The sequence below is a fragment of the Mesorhizobium sp. M2E.F.Ca.ET.209.01.1.1 genome (assembly GCF_004010375.2).
Classification (GTDB): Bacteria; Pseudomonadota; Alphaproteobacteria; order Rhizobiales; family Rhizobiaceae; genus Mesorhizobium.
The window spans coordinates 74442-92135 of record NZ_SADP02000004.1 but is presented as its reverse complement, the minus strand read 5'-3'; the positions used below and the strand labels follow the sequence as shown (position 1 = coordinate 92135).

General features: G+C 63.8%; 16 protein-coding genes. 13 read left to right on the top strand and 3 right to left on the bottom strand.

Annotation, left to right across the window (positions count from 1 at the left end):
- Window positions 1-109 precede the first annotated feature (109 nt).
- The gene (locus tag EN852_RS09430) at window positions 110-577 is read right to left on the bottom strand and encodes a peroxiredoxin (RefSeq protein WP_127875240.1); all 468 of its coding nucleotides are present in this window, start codon (window positions 575-577) and stop codon (window positions 110-112) included.
- A gap of 95 nt (window positions 578-672) precedes the next feature.
- Between EN852_RS09430 and EN852_RS09425 the strand changes: the two genes are divergently transcribed.
- A complete protein-coding gene (locus EN852_RS09425) occupies window positions 673-4080 on the top strand; it encodes a DUF3971 domain-containing protein (protein ID WP_127875241.1) in 3408 nt (1135 codons plus the stop codon).
- 62 nt (window positions 4081-4142) lie between these two features.
- Here the strand turns inward: EN852_RS09425 and tyrS are convergent, their stop codons facing one another.
- Window positions 4143-5396 carry a tyrosine--tRNA ligase gene (gene tyrS, locus EN852_RS09420; protein WP_127875242.1) on the bottom strand — a complete coding sequence of 418 codons (1254 nt, stop codon included), beginning with the start codon at window positions 5394-5396 and terminating at the stop codon, window positions 4143-4145.
- 408 nt (window positions 5397-5804) lie between these two features.
- On the opposite strand from tyrS, the gene EN852_RS09415 reads away from it, so the two are divergent.
- Together EN852_RS09415 and EN852_RS09410 are read left to right on the top strand one after the other, a co-directional pair.
- Window positions 5805-7448 (top strand): glycosyltransferase family 39 protein, encoded by a 1644-nt coding sequence (locus tag EN852_RS09415; protein ID WP_127875243.1) that lies wholly within the window; start codon window positions 5805-5807, stop codon window positions 7446-7448.
- A gap of 48 nt (window positions 7449-7496) precedes the next feature.
- Window positions 7497-8366, top strand: coding sequence for a phosphatase PAP2 family protein (locus EN852_RS09410; RefSeq protein WP_127875244.1), 870 nt, complete (start codon window positions 7497-7499; stop codon window positions 8364-8366).
- Between the two features lie 27 nt (window positions 8367-8393).
- On the opposite strand, the gene EN852_RS09405 is transcribed toward EN852_RS09410, so the two are convergent.
- On the bottom strand, window positions 8394-9068 hold the full coding sequence (locus EN852_RS09405) for an alpha/beta hydrolase (protein ID WP_095818525.1): 675 nt from the start codon (window positions 9066-9068) through the stop codon (window positions 8394-8396).
- A 264-nt stretch (window positions 9069-9332) separates the two neighbouring features.
- Here EN852_RS09405 and EN852_RS09400 point away from each other — a divergent pair, with 264 nt between their 5' ends.
- From EN852_RS09400 to EN852_RS09355, 10 genes are all read left to right on the top strand, one after another.
- Window positions 9333-10493, top strand: coding sequence for a cysteine desulfurase family protein (locus EN852_RS09400; RefSeq protein WP_127875245.1), 1161 nt, complete (start codon window positions 9333-9335; stop codon window positions 10491-10493).
- Window positions 10494-10683: 190 nt separating this feature from the next.
- Window positions 10684-12204 (top strand): Fe-S cluster assembly protein SufB, encoded by a 1521-nt coding sequence (gene sufB / locus EN852_RS09395; protein ID WP_127875246.1) that lies wholly within the window; start codon window positions 10684-10686, stop codon window positions 12202-12204.
- Window positions 12201-12398 (top strand): hypothetical protein, encoded by a 198-nt coding sequence (locus EN852_RS09390; RefSeq protein ID WP_127875247.1) that lies wholly within the window; start codon window positions 12201-12203, stop codon window positions 12396-12398. The genes sufB and EN852_RS09390 overlap by 4 nt, the downstream gene beginning before the upstream one ends.
- 34 nt (window positions 12399-12432) lie before the next feature.
- Window positions 12433-13188 (top strand): Fe-S cluster assembly ATPase SufC, encoded by a 756-nt coding sequence (gene sufC / locus EN852_RS09385; RefSeq protein WP_127875248.1) that lies wholly within the window; start codon window positions 12433-12435, stop codon window positions 13186-13188.
- Between the two features lie 25 nt (window positions 13189-13213).
- Window positions 13214-14485, top strand: a complete 1272-nt coding sequence (gene sufD, locus EN852_RS09380; protein ID WP_127875249.1) for a Fe-S cluster assembly protein SufD — start codon at window positions 13214-13216, stop codon at window positions 14483-14485.
- Between the two features lie 103 nt (window positions 14486-14588).
- Complete coding sequence (locus EN852_RS09375; protein ID WP_127875250.1) at window positions 14589-15830, top strand: cysteine desulfurase; 1242 nt, start codon at window positions 14589-14591, stop codon at window positions 15828-15830.
- Window positions 15831-15835: 5 nt separating this feature from the next.
- Window positions 15836-16228 (top strand): SUF system Fe-S cluster assembly protein, encoded by a 393-nt coding sequence (locus EN852_RS09370; protein ID WP_127875251.1) that lies wholly within the window; start codon window positions 15836-15838, stop codon window positions 16226-16228.
- A 103-nt stretch (window positions 16229-16331) separates the two neighbouring features.
- The gene (sufA, locus tag EN852_RS09365) at window positions 16332-16718 is read left to right on the top strand and encodes a Fe-S cluster assembly scaffold SufA (RefSeq protein WP_127875252.1); all 387 of its coding nucleotides are present in this window, start codon (window positions 16332-16334) and stop codon (window positions 16716-16718) included.
- Entirely contained in the window at window positions 16719-17243 is a 525-nt protein-coding gene (locus tag EN852_RS09360) for a DUF2199 domain-containing protein (RefSeq protein WP_189545795.1), read from the top strand. It abuts the gene before it with no gap.
- Window positions 17244-17376: 133 nt separating this feature from the next.
- Complete coding sequence (locus tag EN852_RS09355) at window positions 17377-17610, top strand: hypothetical protein (protein WP_127875254.1); 234 nt, start codon at window positions 17377-17379, stop codon at window positions 17608-17610.
- Window positions 17611-17694 lie beyond the last annotated feature (84 nt).

Here is a 17694-nt window from a genome sequence, read left to right as displayed (position 1 = left end):
CAAGCCTGATTACACATTATTAGGGTTAACAAAGTTTTGCCGGCCCGATCCGGGCGCTGCCTTTGCCCGTAACGCGGGTACCGGATTGCAGCGTGGCGACGTCGGCGCCTCAGAGCGCGCGCACGGCCTCGAGCACCTCTTCGGCATGGTCCTTGACGCGAACCTTACGCCAGACGCGGGCAATGCGTCCGTCCTTGCCGATCAGGAAGGTGGCGCGCTCGACACCCATATAATTGCGCCCATACATCGTCTTTTCGACCCACAGATGGTAGGCCTCGATCACCTTGCGCTCCTCGTCAGCGACGAGATCGACGGTGAGGTCGTGCTTCGCCTTGAATTTGTCGTGTTTCTTCACGCTATCGGGGGACAGCCCGATCACCACGGCGCCAGCCTTCTCGAATTCCGGCTTCAACTGCGAAAAGCCGATCGCCTCGTTGGTGCAGCTTGTGGTGTCGTCCTGCGGGTAGAAGTAGAGTACAACGGGCTTGCCCCGGAACGCGGCGAGGCTGAGGGAGCCGCCGCCGTCACGCGGAAGATCGAATTGGGGCGCTGCGTCGCCCACCGCGAGATCAGCCATATCGATGCCCTTGTTTGCGGTTACGCGCGGGAAAGCATCGTTATAACGTGAGGCGGGGATTCGTCCATGACGAGTTCGTCACAACGGAAGATTGCTTGGATCAGGAAGACCCGCAGCACGAGAAGATCAGGTTCAGGCGTGACGAGATCACCGACCTGGCGAAGCTCCCGTCCGCTTGCAGCGTGCCGCCGCTTGGCCGCGCGGTGGTGCGGCGGCGCTTCCGTGTCCTCGGCCGCGTGTTTGCCGGGCTTTGCGCGCTCGTGCTTCTGGTGGCGGCGGGCGTCTATGTGCTCGGAGCCTCGGGCATCGGCACGGAACGGCTCCGGGCCGAGGCGGAGATCGCCATCGAGAAGCTGGCAGGCGTCGATGTCAATGTCACCGTCGGCGCGGCGCGGCTGACGCTGGACGGATCGAGCTTCGTCGCCCTGCAGGTGAACGATGTCAGCCTGAAGACGGCCGACGGCAAGCCGATGGCCGATATTGGGCGCGTGCGTTTCGGCATGCGCCTCTTGCCGCTGCTTTCGGGCGATGTCCGGCTGACCAGCGCCAGATTTTCCAACGCCCACATCGTCGTGGCCGCCATGCCTTCCGGCGGCGGCGACTGGACGGCGGCGCTGCGCAACGAGGACGGCCTTGTCGACCCGGAGAAAGTGTCGGCAGCGGTGTTCGCCAGCGTCAATGACGCGCTGGATGCCGTGCGCGAGGACTCGATGCGCCAGATCGATTTGCGCAACGTCGAGTTCGAGCTGCCGGACACAGGACTGGTCAAGCGCGTGACCGTCGCATCGGCAACCGTCGAGCAGACCGGTACGGGGCGCATGCAGTTCTCCTACGATGCCAATGTCGACGGCCGGCACGCGACTTTAACCGCCTCGGCGACCCGCGATGCAACGGCAAGGCGGATCGCCTCGCTGGACGCCAACATCGCGATAGAAGGCGCGGGCAACTCCGGCGAGGGCGGCTCGACCGAGGCTACTCCCGCGACCGATGGCGCCCGGCTGGGTTCGATCGCGCTGAAGCTTTCGGGCTCGGAAGCGTCGGGCGACAGTCCGTCGCGGCTGGCGGCCTCGCTCTCGCTCACCGGTTCCGTGCTCGATCTTGGCGAACGCGGCCTGCTGCCTGTCGATGTCGATACCGACGCCACTTTGGTGACCGGCTCGAACAAGATCTCAGTCGACCGGCTGCTGATCAAGAACGGCCGCTCCAGCTTCGACTTTGCCGGGTCGATCGGGCCGAAGCCGGCAGCCGCGGGAGAGGAGCCCGCATACCGCTACGACCTCACCAGCGACGGCTCGACACTGGCACCCTCGGAATCGCCTGAACCGGCGCTTCGTTTCCTCGCCCGCATCGCCGGCGTCTATCAGCCGAAGAGCCGCAAGCTCATCGCCGAGCAGATCGGTGTGCGTTCCGGCGGACCGGGCGAAGTGCTAGGCGCGGCCACGGTCGCCTTCATCGACAACGGCCCTCCGGGCATATCGCTGTCGCTCAACGTTCACGACATGCCGGTTTCGCACGTAAAGCAATTGTGGCCATGGTTTTCGGCCCGCAACGCGCGGCTTTGGGTGTTGGGCAACCTGTTCGGCGGCACGGTGACCGACGCCAACCTGCAGTTCCAGGTCGCGCCGGGGCGCCTGGGCAACGGCGTGCCGCTTACCGGCGACGAAGTGTTCGGTCGTTTCCAGATCGACGGCTCGCGTTTCGATACCGCCGGACGCATTCCGCCGGTCCGCGATGCCGTCGGCGTCGTCGCGTTCCACGGCAACGATGTCGACATCAGCCTCTCATCGGGCAGCGTCTATATGCCGAGCGGCCGCACCGTGGCGGCAAGCGGCGGCACGCTGACGATCAAGAACGCGAACCGACCGATCGTGGTCGGCGGGCTCGACATCGACGTCGCCGGTGAGGCGCCCGCGATCGCCGAGCTTGCCTCCTATGAGCCGATCAATGCCATGCGCCATGTCGGGCTGGCGCCCGAGGACCTGTCCGGCACCGTCACCGGGCATGTCAGGGCGGACATTCCGCTGACGAAGGGCATGGACACCTCGAAACTGGATTGGCTGGTTTCCCTCGACTATCAGGACCTGTCGTTAGCCAAGCCATTCGAAGACCAAACCGTGACCGAGGCGGACGGCTCGATAACAGTGGGGCCAAAGCAGGCGGTGATTTCGGCGGAGGTCAAGCTCAACGGCATTCCGGCCGAGCTCGATCTGGTCGAACCGCTCGCCGACGACGGGCCGGCGCGAAGCCGCAAGGTCACGTTGATCCTCGACGACAAGACGCGTGACGCCAGCATGCCTGGACTGTCGGACCTGCTGTCTGGAACCATCAAGGTGGCGATCGACAAGAGCGGCGAGGGCGCCCAGCAGGTCTCGGCGGACCTGACCAATGCCAGGCTCGACATTCCCTGGGCGGGCTGGAGCAAGGGTGCCGGCATTCCGGCCAAGGTCGCTTTCAACATGGCGAAGTCCGGCAGCACCACCACGTTGTCGGATTTCGCTCTCGACGGAAAAAGCTTTTCGATCGACGGCAATGTGACGCTGGTCAACGGCGCGTTGTCCGCGGCCCGCTTCAGCAAGGTTGCGTTGAATCGAGGCGACGACATTGCCGTTTCGGTCAAGCGCGCCGGCAAGAGCTACGCTGTCGACGTCAGCGGCGCATCGCTCGACGCCCGCTCGCTGATCAAGCAGTTTACCTCCGATGTCGACACCGCCACCAAGGGCGCCGGCAGCGACGGGATCTCGGTGAGCGCCGATGTGGCATCGCTGACCGGTTTCCACGACGAGGTGCTTTCCGATCTGAAGCTCGAATACAGCGCGGCCGGATCGCGCGTGAACGGGCTCAACGTCACCGCCGCGGCAAGCTCGGGCGCACCGATTTCGATCAGCAACACCACCAGCGAGGGCGGTCGGGTGCTCAGGGTGAAGTCGGCCGATGCCGGCGCGATCCTGCGTTTCCTCAACGTCTATGAGCATATGGAAGGCGGCGCGATCACGCTGTCGCTTTCCGGCACCGCCGACGGGCCGATGAGGGGGCAGGTGGATGCCCGCAATTTCTATGTCGTCAACGAGCCCAAGCTAGCCTCGATCGTATCGACCACGCCGGCCGGCGATACACGCAGTCTGAACGAGGCCGTCAAAGGCAAGATCGACACGTCCAGGGTGCAGTTCGAGCGCGGCTTCGCCGAGATCGACAAGGGTTCCGGCTATCTGAGGCTGGCGAACGGCCTGCTGCGTGGTCCGCGCATCGGCACGACCTTCCAGGGAACGCTCTACGATCAGAACAACAACATGGACATGACCGGGACCTTCATGCCGGTCTATGGTCTCAACCGCATCTTCGGCGAATTGCCGCTGTTCGGGCCGCTGCTCGGCAACGGTCGCGACCGTGGCCTGATCGGCGTCACCTACCGGCTGCGCGGCAACGCCAACAAGCCGACGCTCAACGTCAATCCGCTGTCCGTGGTGGCGCCCGGTATATTCCGCTCGATCTTCGAGTACCGCTAACAGCCACCCCGGAAACCAGAACCGGTTTCCGTCGATCATCGCGGCCAGGAAGGGCGCTATGATCAGCTCGGCCGCACCAGCACGTGCTTCTTCTTGCCGAGCGAGAGCTTCACGACGCCTTCCGGGCCGAGGTCCAGGGACGTGACGATGCGCCGGTCGTCGGTCAAGGGCTGGTCGTTGATGCGCACCGCGCCACCCTGGATATGGCGGCGCGCTTCGCCGTTCGAGCCGGCCAGCCCGGCTGTGACGAACAGCGCCAGGATGCCGACCCCGGCTTCGAGATCCGATTTGGCGACTTCGACGCTGGGCAGCGTGTCGGCGAGCGCGCCTTCCTCGAAAGTCTTGCGCGCCGTTTCGCTTGCCGTCTCGGCCGCCTCGCGGCCGTGCAGCATGGCGGTGATCTCGGTGGCGAGGATCTTCTTTGCCTCGTTGATCTCCGAGCCGCCGAGCTTTTCGAGCCGCGCCACTTCGTCCAGCGGCAGCGTGGTGTAAAGCTTCAGGAAGCGGCCGACATCGGCGTCCTCGGTATTGCGCCAGTACTGCCAGAACTCGTAAGGCGAGAGCATGTCGCCGTCGAGCCAGACGGCGCCCGAGGCCGACTTGCCCATCTTGGCGCCCGATGAGGTGGTGAGCAGCGGCGTGGTCATGGCGAAGAGCTGCACACCTTCCATGCGGTGGCCGAGGTCGATGCCGTTGACGATGTTGCCCCACTGGTCCGAGCCGCCCATCTGCAGCCGGCAGCCGACCCGCTTGTAGAGCTCGACGAAGTCGTAGGCCTGCAGGATCATGTAGTTGAATTCGAGGAAGGACAGCGACTGCTCGCGGTCGAGCCTCAGCTTCACGGAATCGAAGGCGAGCATGCGGTTGACGGAGAAATGCCGGCCGACATCGCGCAGGAAGTTGACGTAGTTGATCTGCATCAACCAGTCGGCGTTGTTGACCATGACCGCGTCACCGGGGCCGCTGCCGAACTTCAGGTAAGGCGCGAAATTGCGGCGAATGCCGACGAGATTGTCCTCGATGTCCTGCGGGGTGAGCAGCTTGCGCGCTTCGTCCTTGAAGGACGGGTCGCCGATCATCGAGGTGCCGCCGCCCATCAGTGCGATCGGCCGGTGGCCGGTCTCCTGCAGCCAGTGCAGCATCATGATCTGGATCAGCGATCCGGCGTGCAGGCTCTTCGCCGTGGCGTCGAAGCCGATATAGGCGCTCACCGTTTCCTTGGCGAAAAGCTGGTCGAGGGCGGATTCGTCCGAAATCTGGTGGATGAAGCCGCGCTCGCTCATGATGCGCAGGAAATCGGATTTGAACGCGGACATGTTTTCTTCCTGGAGGTCGCCGGGCACTTGGCCATGCTGGATATGAAGGCGCGCGTTTAGCATCCAAGCGCGATCAGCAAAAGTGGTTTCCGGTTTTGCGTCCGATCGCGCTTCAATTGGCAAACCAGCGATCAGCAAAAGTGGTTTCCGTTTTGCGTCCGATCGCGCTTCAACTGGCAAACCAGCGATCAGCAAGAGTCGCTTCCCGTTTTGCGACCGGGCGCGTGCCATCCACGCATCCTTGCTTCACCCATCTTGCTGGCGTAATGAGGCGCCGCGCAAATCTAAAGACATGGAGCATGATGTCGTCCGAAAGCCGCTTCGCACTTTTCGGCATCATGCTCTAGACAGGCGCGCACGCGCCGCGACGGGGCCATCCCGCAGTTTCAGATCGGACGAGCTCCCGCGATGAACAGGAACTACCTCTTCCTCTTTCTGTTCAGCATCGTCATGACCATCAGCGGCCTGGCCAGCGTGCCGCCGGTCGACCGCGACGAATCCCGCTTCGTCCAGGCGACCAAGCAGATGGTCGAGACCGGCGACTATGTCGACATTCGCCTGCAGGACGTCACACGCTACAAGAAGCCGATCGGCATCTACTGGCTGCAATCGGCGGCGGTGGCGCTGAGCGGCGAGGGGGCGGCGGCGCCGATCTGGGTCTATCGCCTGGTTTCGATGCTGGGCATCGCGATCGCGGTCGTCGGCATCGGCTGGACCGGGACAAAGCTTTTCGGCGCCAATGCCGGGCTCGCCGCCGGCCTGATGATGGCGGCGATCTTCGCCACCGCCTTCGAGGGGCGCGACGCCAAGACCGACGCCATGCTTCTCGCCTGCTGCGTGATCGCACAAGGCGCGCTGGCACAGGTTTATATGGCAGCCAAGCGCAACGAACCGGTTCCCGGGCATCTGCCCTGGATATTCTGGATCGCGCAGGGTCTGGGCATCCTGATCAAGGGACCGGTTTCCCCGCTCTTGTCGCTGCTGACGGCCGCGGCGCTCTTTGCCTTCGACCGCGACTGGCGCTGGCTCACCAAGATGAAGCTGGTGCGCGGCATGGCGATAGTGCTTGTCATCGTGCTGCCTTGGCTCATCCTCATCACCTGGAAGAGCGGCGGCGCCTTCTTCCAGGAAGCGGTCGGCAAGGACATGCTGAACAAGGTGGCGCAGGGCGAGGAGTCGCACGGCCTGCCGCCCGGCTTCTACATGCTGACCTATTCGCTGTTCATGTGGCCGTTCGGGCTGATCGCAGTCGGCGCCGGGCTGCAGGCGATCAACCGGTTCTGGGACGACCCGCGCCTGCGCTTCTGCCTGGCCTGGTACATTCCGTTCTGGCTGGTCTTCGAGGCGATCCCGACCAAGCTGCCGCATTACGTCATGCCGGCCTATCCGGGCATGGCGCTTTTGATCGGCTGGCTGCTCACTCTGCCGGCGGACCAGGCCAACGCGCCACTGAAGCGCTGGCAGACATGGCTGTGGTGGGCGACCGCCTTCGGCCTTGCCGTTGTGGCGATCGGCCTCGCCGTGGTCTGCGTCGGCGCGCCGCTTTATGTGGCGAAGACCTTCTCCTGGTGGAGCATACCGGCAGCGATCGCCGCCCTGGTCACCGGCTATCTCGCTTTCCCCAGGCAGTTGCAGGTGTCGCTTGCGCGCATCGCCGCGATCGCGGTCGGCGCGGGCATCACCTTCAGCCTGCTGTTCGGCGTCATCGCGCCGTCGCTGAAGCCGATCTGGCTGAGTCCTGCGGTCAAGGCGGCGGTCGACGCCAACCGGCTTTGCGACACAACCGTGCTTGCCTCGGCAAAGTTCCAGGAGCCCAGCCTGGTCTTCCTGGTCGGCACCAAGACCGTGCTCACCGACGTCGAGGGCGTGGCGCGGCATCTGTTGGCTGATCCGGGCTGCGCGCTTGGGCTGGCGCCGATCAAGGACGAGCAGAGGCTTGCCGATGTGCTGACCGCCCAGGGCAAGTCGGCCAAGCGCCTGACCGAGATCGACGGCATCAACTATTCGTCAGGAGACAAGCTCGCGCTCGGGCTTTACCGGATGGCGCCGTGATGAATAGCCTCAGGCATCGAATGCCCCTATAGACTTTGCGCCAAAGCCATGTCCGTAGCGCCCCTTGCCCTCTACCGCCGCTCGCTCGGCAATTTCCGCGACACGATGTCGATCGTGAGGCGGCGCTTTGCCGTGCGGCCCGCGCGCTATCCGAGAATTCCATGGGCCGTCTGGCTCATGGCCTGGGTGCTGCTCACCGTGGCGGTATTCCTGTGCCTCGACGCCGCCGCGGGCGGAATGCGCGGCGAATGGTCGCCCGGCTTCGTGCGCTTCACCGATTTCTTCACGCAGTTCGGCCTTGGCGGCTGGTGCCTCATTCCGGCGGCGCTCTGCCTCATCGCCGCCAACCTGACGGATTGGCGCGGCCTTTCCCGGCAAGGCCGGATGCTGGTCTACAACTGGACCTGCTTCGCCTTCCTGGTGCTTTGCGCCGTCGGCCTGTCCGGCATCGCGGTCAACCTGTTGAAATACGGCATCGGCCGGGCCCGGCCGTTCTATTTCAACGATTTCGGTGTGCTGTCGCTGCATCCATTCGCCATGGATGCGCGCTTCGCCGGCTTTCCGTCCGGCCATGCCACGACGATGGGCGCGGTGTTCGGCATCCTGCTGCTTTTGTTCCCGCGGCGCTGGTATGTCGCGCTGGCGGTCACCGCCTGCATCGCCTCGACACGCGTCTTCGTCGGCGCGCACTATCCCAGCGACACGGTCGCGGGCTTCGGGCTCGGGCTGGCGTTCTCGGTGGTCTCCGGGCTGGTGTTCGCCCGGCTCGGTTTCATCTTTGGCCAGACAAGCTCGAAATTGCCGGCGCGCAAGCGGACATTCCGGCTGGCACCGTTCCGCGCGCCGAGAAGCAAGATGTCGAGGGTCGGCCGGGTCGAGAGCGGTGAGATCCGTGCCGACCGAGCCCAGACTCCTTAAGGCGCCCCGGCCGGCACTCTCCGGTGCTTAGCGCAGGCGCTTCGGCCTCGGATCAGCGAGCTCGCCGGCGAGGCGCCTGTCGAGATAATCGGCGCATTCATGGATCAGCAACTCGGCGTCATTCGCGAAGAAATGGTTGGCGCCGGGCAGCGTCTTCTGGGTGATGGTGATGCCCTTTTGCGTGTGCAGCTTGTCGACCAGGCCCTGCACGTCCTTGGGCGGCGCCACCTTGTCGGCATCGCCATGGATGATCAGGCCGGATGACGGGCAGGGCGCCAGGAACGAGAAATCATAGGTGTTGGGCTGCGGCGCGACCGAGATGAAGCCCTCGATCTCGGGCCGGCGCATCAGAAGCTGCATGCCGATCCAGGAGCCGAAGGAATAGCCGGCGACCCAGCAGCTTTTCGAATCCGGATGCAGCGACTGCACCCAGTCAAGCGCGGCGGCAGCGTCCGACAACTCGCCGGTGCCGTGGTCGAACTCGCCCTGGCTGCGGCCGATGCCGCGGAAATTGAAGCGCAGCACGGTGAAATCGCGCTTCTGGAACATGTAGAAGAGGTCGTAGACGATCTTGTTGTTCATCGTGCCGCCGAATTGCGGGTGCGGGTGCAGCACGATGGCGATCGGGGCGCTCTTTTCCTTCGAGGGCTGATAGCGTCCCTCCAGGCGACCAGCCGGACCGGCGAAAATGACCTCAGGCATAAAATACTCCACGTGGCATACGAAGGCGCTTGCCTGGAACTCTTCTGGCCCAGCTCTCCTGCGGCCATGCCCTCTGTGGCCTTGACGCAGGGCGAGCGTCTTCCTAGAAGCTAGTTTAGAATTGTTCAAAACTGGGAGGCCGAAACCCGATGGTTCGGCCGCCCGCGCCGCAAGCCGGGTAAATAGGACGGCTTGCCTTGCAATTTCAAGGAAATAACGCGCTATCCTCGCGGGATAGTCGGCGGAAGGACGAACTGAGCGAAAATGGCCGCAACCCGCGCCTATCTCGACTACAACGCCAGCGCGCCGCTCATTGCGGAAGCACGCGCGGCGGTGGTCGCCGCGCTCGATGCCGCCAACCCGTCATCGGTCCACACCGAGGGCCGCGCCGCGCGCCGGCTGGTCGAGGACGCGCGCCGCGACGTGGCGCGGCTGGTCAATGCCAGGCCGGAGCATGTCGTCTTCACCTCCGGCGCCACCGAAGCCGCCTCGACGCTGCTTACGCCCGACTGGCAGATGGGGCGCGGCGCCATCCGCATGAGCCACCTCTACGTCTCGGCAGCCGACCATCCCTGCATCCTGAATGGCGGGCGCTTCGCGCCGGCGCAGGTGACGAGGATCGGCGTCGACAGCAACGGCATCGCCAATCTCGAGGCGCTTGCCGCCGCGCTCGCCCAGCATGACAAGGCGGCAGGCCTGCCGCTGGTGGCGATCCACGCCGCCAACAACGAGACAGGCATCGTCCAGCCGGTCGGGCGCATCGCCGAAATCGTCAAGGCCGCCGGCGGGGTGCTGGTCGTCGATGCCGTGCAGGCCGCCGGGCGGATTCCGCTCGATATGTCAGCTCCTTATGCCGATTATCTGATCCTGTCCTCGCACAAGATCGGCGGCCCCAAGGGCGTCGGCGCGATCGTCGCCGCGTCCGACCTGATGATGCCGCGGCCGCTGGTCAATGGCGGCGGCCAGGAGAAGGGCCACCGCGCCGGTACCGAGAACGTCGCCGGGATCGCCGGTTTCGGCGCCGCCGCGCGGGTAGCACTTGCGGGCTTGGACGACATGCACGCCATCGCGCGCCGACGTGACGAGGTCGAAGCCATCGTGACCGAACTGGCGCCTGACGCGGAAATCTTCGGAAATGGCGCTCAGAGGCTTGCCAACACGACATTCTTCGCTATTCCCGGCGTCAAGGCCGAAACGGCGCAGATCGCATTCGACCTTGCCGGCGTCGCGCTGTCGGCGGGCTCGGCCTGCTCGTCGGGAAAGGTCGGGCCAAGCCATGTGCTGAAGGCCATGGGCCATGGCGACAGCCTGGGCGCCTTGCGCGTCTCGATCGGCCGCGCGACCGGCGCCGAGGAGATAGAGGCCTTCCGGGCGGCGCTGGCGGGCATCGTCGCGCGCCGGGCGGGCAAGGAAGAAGCCGCCTGACGGCGGCAAAAATGAATTCAGGCCCTGCGGCCTGGTAGAGTGGTGCGTTTTGTCCTGGCCGGGTGAATTTCCGGCGGACACGCACTATATGGAGCTTACTCCGCTGCGCACCCCTGCCGGGATGCGATTACAGCGGTGCCATAGTTTGAAAACTGCCGGGCCTTGACCCCGGCGTGGATGGAGAACGCTTATGCCTGCTGTGCAGGAGACGATCGATCGAGTCCGAAAGATCGACGTCGACCAGTATAAATACGGATTCCAGACAGAGATCGAGATGGACAAGGCCCCCAAGGGCCTGAGCGAAGACATCATTCGCTTCATCTCGGCCAAGAAGGATGAGCCGGACTGGATGCTGGAATGGCGTCTGGGGGCCTATCGCCGCTGGCTGACGCTGGAAGAGCCGACCTGGGCGCGCGTCCACTATCCGAAGATCGACTTCCAGGACATCCACTACTACGCCGCGCCGAAGAGCACGCCGGGCCCGAAGTCGCTGAGCGAGGTCGACCCTGAACTGCTCAAGGTCTACGAGAAGCTCGGCATTCCGCTCAAGGAGCAGGAAATCCTGGCCGGCGTGCAGAAGCCCGCGGTGGCGGACGAGGAAGCGGAGATAGGCGACAACGTCTACAAGTCCGGCCGCGTCGCGGTCGACGCTGTGTTCGATTCCGTCTCGGTGGTCACCACCTTCAAGGAAGAGCTCGCCAAGGCGGGCGTCATCTTCTGCTCGATCTCGGAGGCGATCCGCGAGCATCCGGAACTTGTGCAGAAATATCTGGGCTCGGTCGTGCCGACCTCGGACAATTTCTACGCGACGCTGAACTCGGCCGTGTTCACCGACGGCTCGTTCGTCTTCGTGCCCAAGGGCGTTCGCTGCCCGATGGAGCTGTCCACCTATTTCCGCATCAACGAGAAGAACACCGGCCAGTTCGAGCGCACGCTGATCATCGCCGAGGAGGGGGCCTACGTCTCCTATCTCGAAGGCTGCACCGCGCCGCAGCGCGACGAGAACCAGCTGCATGCCGCGGTGGTCGAGCTGATCGCGCTCGACGATGCCGAGATCAAATATTCGACGGTGCAGAACTGGTACCCGGGCGACGCCGAGGGCAAGGGCGGCATCTACAATTTCGTCACCAAGCGCGGCGATTGCCGCGGTGACCGCTCGAAGATCTCGTGGACGCAGGTCGAGACCGGCTCGGCGATCACCTGGAAATATCCGAGCTGCATCCTGCGCGGCGACGATTCCAGCGGCGAGTTCTATTCGATCGCGGTGTCGAACGGCTATCAGCAGGTCGATAGCGGCACCAAGATGATCCATCTCGGCAAGAACACGTCGAGCCGCATCATCTCCAAGGGCATCGCCGCCGGCTTCTCGCAGAACACCTATCGCGGCCAGGTCTCGGCGCATCGCAAGGCGGCCAACGCGCGCAACTTCACCAATTGCGACTCGCTTCTGATCGGCGACCAGTGCGGCGCGCACACCGTGCCTTACATGGAAGCCAAGAACGCGACGGCGAAGTTCGAGCACGAGGCGACGACCTCGAAAATCTCCGAGGACCAGAAGTTCTACGTCATGCAGCGCGGCATTCCGGAAGAGGAAGCGATCGCGCTGATCGTCAACGGCTTCGTCAAGGATGTCATCCAGCAGCTGCCGATGGAGTTCGCGGTCGAGGCGCAGAAGCTGATCGGCATCAGCCTCGAGGGGAGTGTGGGGTGACAAAGTCGCCCAAGCGCGAACCCGCGGAAAAGCATGTCTATCTGCAAGATCGGATGGACAGTTGGTCTGCGGGTTTGGAACTGGCGCTGTATTTGGGCGCGGTGGGCGTTGCCTTGCTCGCCGCGGCCTACTCGCCAGCTGGCTTTTGGCACGGGTTTCTGGAAACCCTGAAGCAGTTGTTAAATCAAGTTTAGCCGAGCAGACGGCTACGCATAGGACGAAATAGAAATGCTTGAGATCAAGAACCTTCATGCCCGCATCGTTGATGACGGCACCGAGATCATCCGCGGCCTGAACCTGACGGTGAAAGCCGGCGAGGTCGCCGCCATCATGGGCCCGAACGGTTCGGGCAAGTCGACGCTGTCCTACATCCTCGCCGGCCGCGAGGACTATGAGGTGACCGAGGGCGACATCCTCTATAACGGCCAGTCGATCCTCGAAATGGATCCAGCCGAGCGCGCCACCGCCGGCATCTTCCTCGCCTTCCAGTATCCGATGGAGATACCGGGCGTGGCGACGATGGAATTCCTGAAAGTGGCGATGAACGAGCAGCGCAAGGCGCGCGGCGAGGAGCCGCTCAAGGTGCCGGAATTCCTCAAGCGCGTGAAGGAAGCGGCGGCCTCGCTCAACATGGACATGAACATGTTGAAACGGCCGCTCAATGTCGGCTTCTCGGGCGGCGAGAAGAAGCGCGCCGAGATCCTGCAGATGAAGCTTTTGGAACCGAAGCTCTGCGTGCTCGACGAGACCGATTCCGGCCTCGACATCGATGCGCTGAAGATCGTGTCCGACGGTGTCAACGCGCTGCGTTCGCCGGAACGCGCCATCGTCGTCATCACCCACTATCAGCGCCTGCTCGAGCACATCGTGCCGGACTCGGTGCACGTGCTCTACAAGGGCCAGGTCATCAAGTCGGGCGACAAGTCGCTGGCGCTCGATCTCGAGGCCAACGGCTATGCCGGCGTGATCGGCGAAGCCGCGTGAAATGGGAGCGGTCGAGGCGAAAGTCATGAACATGCACGCACAGCCCCAGCGGACATTGGCCGAGACGGCGCTGATCGACGCCTTCGGCGAGCGGCTGTCGCTGCTGCCCGGCGACGGCGCGGTGATGGTCAAGCGCGACGACGCGATCGAGGCGATCAAGCACGGCCTGCCGACGCGCCGCGTCGAATCCTGGCACTATACGGACCTGCGCCGGCTGCTGACCTCGGTGCCGGCTTTCGAGGCCGGCGCGGTCGTCAAGGCGCTTGTGCCGGTTCTTGAAGGGTCGGCCGTGCTTCCGGTGCTGAACGGAGTTTCGCAGACGAAACTACCGGAGATCGAAGGCGTCACCGTCCAGCGCCTGTCGGAGAAGCTGACCGACGGCAGCGTCGCGCCGGGGCTCGATCCCTATGGCGATGACGACGCGATCGGCGCGCTGAACACGGCCTTTGTTGCCGACGGCTATTTCGTCGATATCGCCGACGGCGCAGAGCTGGAAAAGCCGATCGAATTGCAGAACCTGCAGGCCGGCGGCCAGTCGCATGTGCGCCTCTTGGCGCGTGTCGGGGCCGGCGCAAAGGCGATTGTCGTCGAGCGCCAGACGGGCGTGGGCGACGAGGCGCTCGTCTCTTCGGTCAGCCAGCTCGTGGTTGGTGACGGCGCCGAGGTGACCTGGCTGATCGTGCAGGAGCAGCCGGACACGGCCACGCATCTCGCCCAGTTCAAGGCGCATATCGGCAAGGACGCCAAGCTGACGCTGTTCGTGATGAATGCCGGCGGCAAGTTGGTTCGCCAGGAGGTCGTCGTCAGGACGACAGGCGAGGGCGCTGACTTCAAATTGCGCGGCATCAACCTTCTCGCCGGCGACACCCATACCGACACCACCATGGTGCTCGACCACGCCGTGCCGCATACGACGTCGACGGAAGTGATCCGCAACGTGGTGACCGGTAAGGCGCGCGGCGTCTTCCAGGGCCGCATCAATGTGCATCAATACGCGCAGAAGACCAACGCCAAGATGGCCTGCAACACGCTGCTCCTGTCGGATGACGGCGAGTTCTCGACCAAGCCGGAGCTGGAAATCTTCGCCGACGACGTGGTCTGCGGCCATGGCGCGACGGTCACCGAGATCGACCACGACCATCTGTTCTACCTGATGGCGCGCGGCATCGACGAGAAGAGCGCGCGGGGCCTTCTGGTGAAGGCGTTCGTCGCCGAAGTGATCGAGGAACTGGACGACGAAGCGCTGGTCGAAGCGCTCGAAGAGCGGCTCGACGGCTGGTTTTCGACGCACGGGTAGCGCTTAACCTTCTCCCCTTGCGGGAGAAGGTGGATTGGCGCGGAGCGCCAAGACGGATGAGGGGTGCTGGACGGAGTGAGGCGTTGCCTCGGAAGAGCTTGTGATGGACCAGAAGATCGAAACCACCCCCTATGACGTCGAGGCGATCCGCCGCGACTTCCCGATCCTGTCGCGCCAGGTCTATGGCAAGCCGCTGGTCTATCTCGACAATGGCGCTTCGGCGCAAAAGCCGCGGGTGGTGCTCGACACGATCCAGCACGCCTATTCCCAGGAATACGCCAACGTCCATCGCGGCCTGCATTTCCTGTCGAATGCCGCGACCGACGCCTATGAGAATGCGCGCAAGTCGGTGCAGCGGTTTTTGAATGCGCCGAGCACCGACAATATCGTCTTCACCTCCAACACCACCTCGGCGATCAATACGGTCGCCTATGGCTGGGGCATGCCGCGTATCGGCGAGGGCGACGAGATCGTGCTTTCGATCATGGAGCACCATTCCAACATCGTGCCGTGGCATTTCATCCGCGAGCGGCAGGGCGCCAAGCTGGTCTGGGTGCCGGTCGACGATCTCGGCGCCTTCCATATCGAGGAATTCGAGAAGCGGCTGACCGCGCGTACCAAGCTCGTCGCCATCACGCAGATGTCGAATGCTTTGGGCACGGTGACGCCGATCAAGGAGATCGTGCGCATCGCGCATTCGCGTGGAATTCCCGTACTCGTCGACGGCAGCCAGAGCGCCGTGCACATGCCGATCGACGTGCAGGACCTCGACTGCGATTTCTTCGTCTTCACCGGACACAAAGTCTACGGCCCGTCGGGCATCGGCGTGCTCTACGGCAAGAAGGACAGGCTGGAGGAGATGCGGCCCTTCATGGGCGGCGGCGAGATGATCGAGGAGGTGACGGAAGAAATCGTCACCTACAACGATCCGCCGCACCGTTTCGAGGCCGGCACGCCGCCGATCGTGCAGGCGATCGGGCTTGGCGCGGCGCTGGACTATATGGAAAAGATCGGCCGCGAGCGCATCGCGGCGCATGAAGCCGACCTCAAGACCTACGCGCATGAGCGGCTCAGGGCCATCAACTCGCTGCGCATCTTCGGCGACGCGCCCGGCAAGGGCGCCATCATCTCGTTCGAATTGCAGGGTATCCATGCGCACGACGTGTCGATGGTGATCGACCGTCAGGGCGTCGCGGTCCGTGCCGGCACCCATTGTGCCCAGCCGCTGTTGAAACGCTTCGGCGTCACCTCCACATGCAGGGCGTCGTTCGGCATGTATAATACCAGGGCCGAAGTCGACGCTTTGGCCGAGGCGCTGGAAAAGGCGCGAAAGTTCTTCGGGTGATGATGATGGACGATGTGAGCGCGACCGCAGAGACTGTTCCGGAAACGGCCAGCAACGGCATCGTCTCGGCCTCGGCTATCCCCGCCGACGAACTGGCGCGGCTGACCGACGACATCGTCTCGGCGCTGAAGACGGTCTACGACCCGGAAATCCCCGCCGACATCTATGAGCTCGGCCTCGTCTACAAGATCGACATCGAGGACGACCGTTCGGTCAAGATCGACATGACGCTGACCGCGCCGGGCTGCCCGGTGGCGGGCGAAATGCCCGGATGGGTCGAGAACGCGGTCGGCGCCGTCGAAGGCGTGTCCGGCGTCGAGGTCAACATGGTGTTCGATCCGCCATGGACGCCCGACCGGATGTCGGAAGAGGCGCAGGTCGCGGTCGGGTGGTACTAGGCAAGCACAGGCTGGCGCACTTGCGCCTGCGGTAAAACTTCACCATTTTAGGTGAGAATCATTCGGCAGGCCTTGAACCTGCATGGAATGGAGAAGGAAAAACATGGGACGCTTCGCCGTCATCACGATGACCGACAAGGCCGCCGACCGCGTGCGCGAGATCGTGGCTGCGCGCGACAACGCGCATGGCATCCGCCTCGGCATCAAGAAGGGCGGCTGCGCCGGCATGGAATACACCGTGGATCTGGTGACCGAGCCGAACCCCAAGGACGACCATATCGAGCGTGACGGCGCGCATGTCTATGTGGCGCCGGAGGCAGCACTGTTCCTGTTCGGCACCGAGATGGATTTCGAGCAGACAACGCTGCGCACAGGCTTCACCTTCAAGAATCCGAACCAGAGTTCGGCCTGCGGCTGCGGCGAATCCGTCGAGCTGAAGCCGGCCGACCTCAAGGCGTTGGCCGAGGCGCGGGCCTCAAGCGCTGCTTAGGTGAGCGCTGAGGCATATCGTTGGCGATGTGCCTGCTGTGATCAGGAATATACCGGGCTTCCCACAGACATGGCCTTCGGCGCGCCGGTGAATCCGGAGGCGCTTGACGAAGTGGCTCGATCGACCTTCCGCAAGAACGACGATTTTTGTGTTGTGACCTACGCCACGGGGCAAACAGACCGGTTCATTCGTTGCCTGCTTCCTTTGCCCGTGCCTCAGTTGTCCGAAGAGTTCTGTTTCGGCGTTTGGATGTCGGTCTCGGAAAGAAGCTGGAATGTCTATCGGGACGGATATGACACGGGCGAGTATGGGGATGACCTCTGCTTCGGTTATCTGATGCACGACATTCCCGAGTATCCAAGCTCGATGCACCTCCATGCCAATGTTGTGTTCCAACCTAGCAATCAGCGTCCCAGGGTGTTTCTGCATGATGCAGACCATCCCCTGGTGGTCGCGCAGCGCGAAGGAGTGGATGTGACGCAGATCGAGCGCTGGGTTGCGCTTACGCATCGCCCTGAAGCCTAGGCTAATCAACCCACATCCCAGTCCGTTTGTGCCAGTCGGCGATCGATTCCTCTGGATAGACGCCGCGGCGGAACCCGCTCCGCCCGTCATCCGTTTCCTCGGGCAATCATCCCAACCGATGGGGGAGGACAAGATGACCCGCAACGAGATCATTTCCGTGCTTGGACCGGTCGACGAGGCCGTCATTGCCGACATCGCGCTCACTGGCGCAAGCCTCGAGGAGCTGCGTGAGGCCTTCGCCTGGATCGGCGCCGACGAGGCGCTGGTGAATGAAGGTCACGCCCTGCCCGGCGCCCGCGTGGCGAAACTGATCGAGATCCTCGAACCGCCGGAGGACGAGCCCGAGGCGCCGCGCGCGGCAGACTAGGGCGCGGGTGTCGTCGAGGCCATCATACTCATTAGTCATCGCTAATATATGCTGGAAGCGAGCGCCTATCGGGTGTATCTTTCG

Excerpts from the sequence above, each read along its gene's own strand:
- EN852_RS09405 (WP_095818525.1), bottom strand. The coding sequence starts at position 9,068 with ATGCCTGAGGTCATTTTCGCCGGTCCGGCTGGTCGCCTGGAGGGACGC.
- EN852_RS09355 (WP_127875254.1), top strand. The coding sequence starts at position 17,377 with ATGACCCGCAACGAGATCATTTCCGTGCTTGGACCGGTCGACGAGGCC.
- EN852_RS09415 (WP_127875243.1), top strand. The coding sequence starts at position 5,805 with ATGAACAGGAACTACCTCTTCCTCTTTCTGTTCAGCATCGTCATGACC.
- sufA (WP_127875252.1), top strand. The coding sequence starts at position 16,332 with ATGGGACGCTTCGCCGTCATCACGATGACCGACAAGGCCGCCGACCGC.
- sufC (WP_127875248.1), top strand. The coding sequence starts at position 12,433 with ATGCTTGAGATCAAGAACCTTCATGCCCGCATCGTTGATGACGGCACC.
- EN852_RS09370 (WP_127875251.1), top strand. The coding sequence starts at position 15,836 with ATGGACGATGTGAGCGCGACCGCAGAGACTGTTCCGGAAACGGCCAGC.
- sufB (WP_127875246.1), top strand. The coding sequence starts at position 10,684 with ATGCCTGCTGTGCAGGAGACGATCGATCGAGTCCGAAAGATCGACGTC.
- sufD (WP_127875249.1), top strand. The coding sequence starts at position 13,214 with ATGAACATGCACGCACAGCCCCAGCGGACATTGGCCGAGACGGCGCTG.
- EN852_RS09375 (WP_127875250.1), top strand. The coding sequence starts at position 14,589 with ATGGACCAGAAGATCGAAACCACCCCCTATGACGTCGAGGCGATCCGC.
- EN852_RS09410 (WP_127875244.1), top strand. The coding sequence starts at position 7,497 with ATGTCCGTAGCGCCCCTTGCCCTCTACCGCCGCTCGCTCGGCAATTTC.
- EN852_RS09430 (WP_127875240.1), bottom strand. The coding sequence starts at position 577 with ATGGCTGATCTCGCGGTGGGCGACGCAGCGCCCCAATTCGATCTTCCG.
- tyrS (WP_127875242.1), bottom strand. The coding sequence starts at position 5,396 with ATGTCCGCGTTCAAATCCGATTTCCTGCGCATCATGAGCGAGCGCGGC.
- EN852_RS09400 (WP_127875245.1), top strand. The coding sequence starts at position 9,333 with ATGGCCGCAACCCGCGCCTATCTCGACTACAACGCCAGCGCGCCGCTC.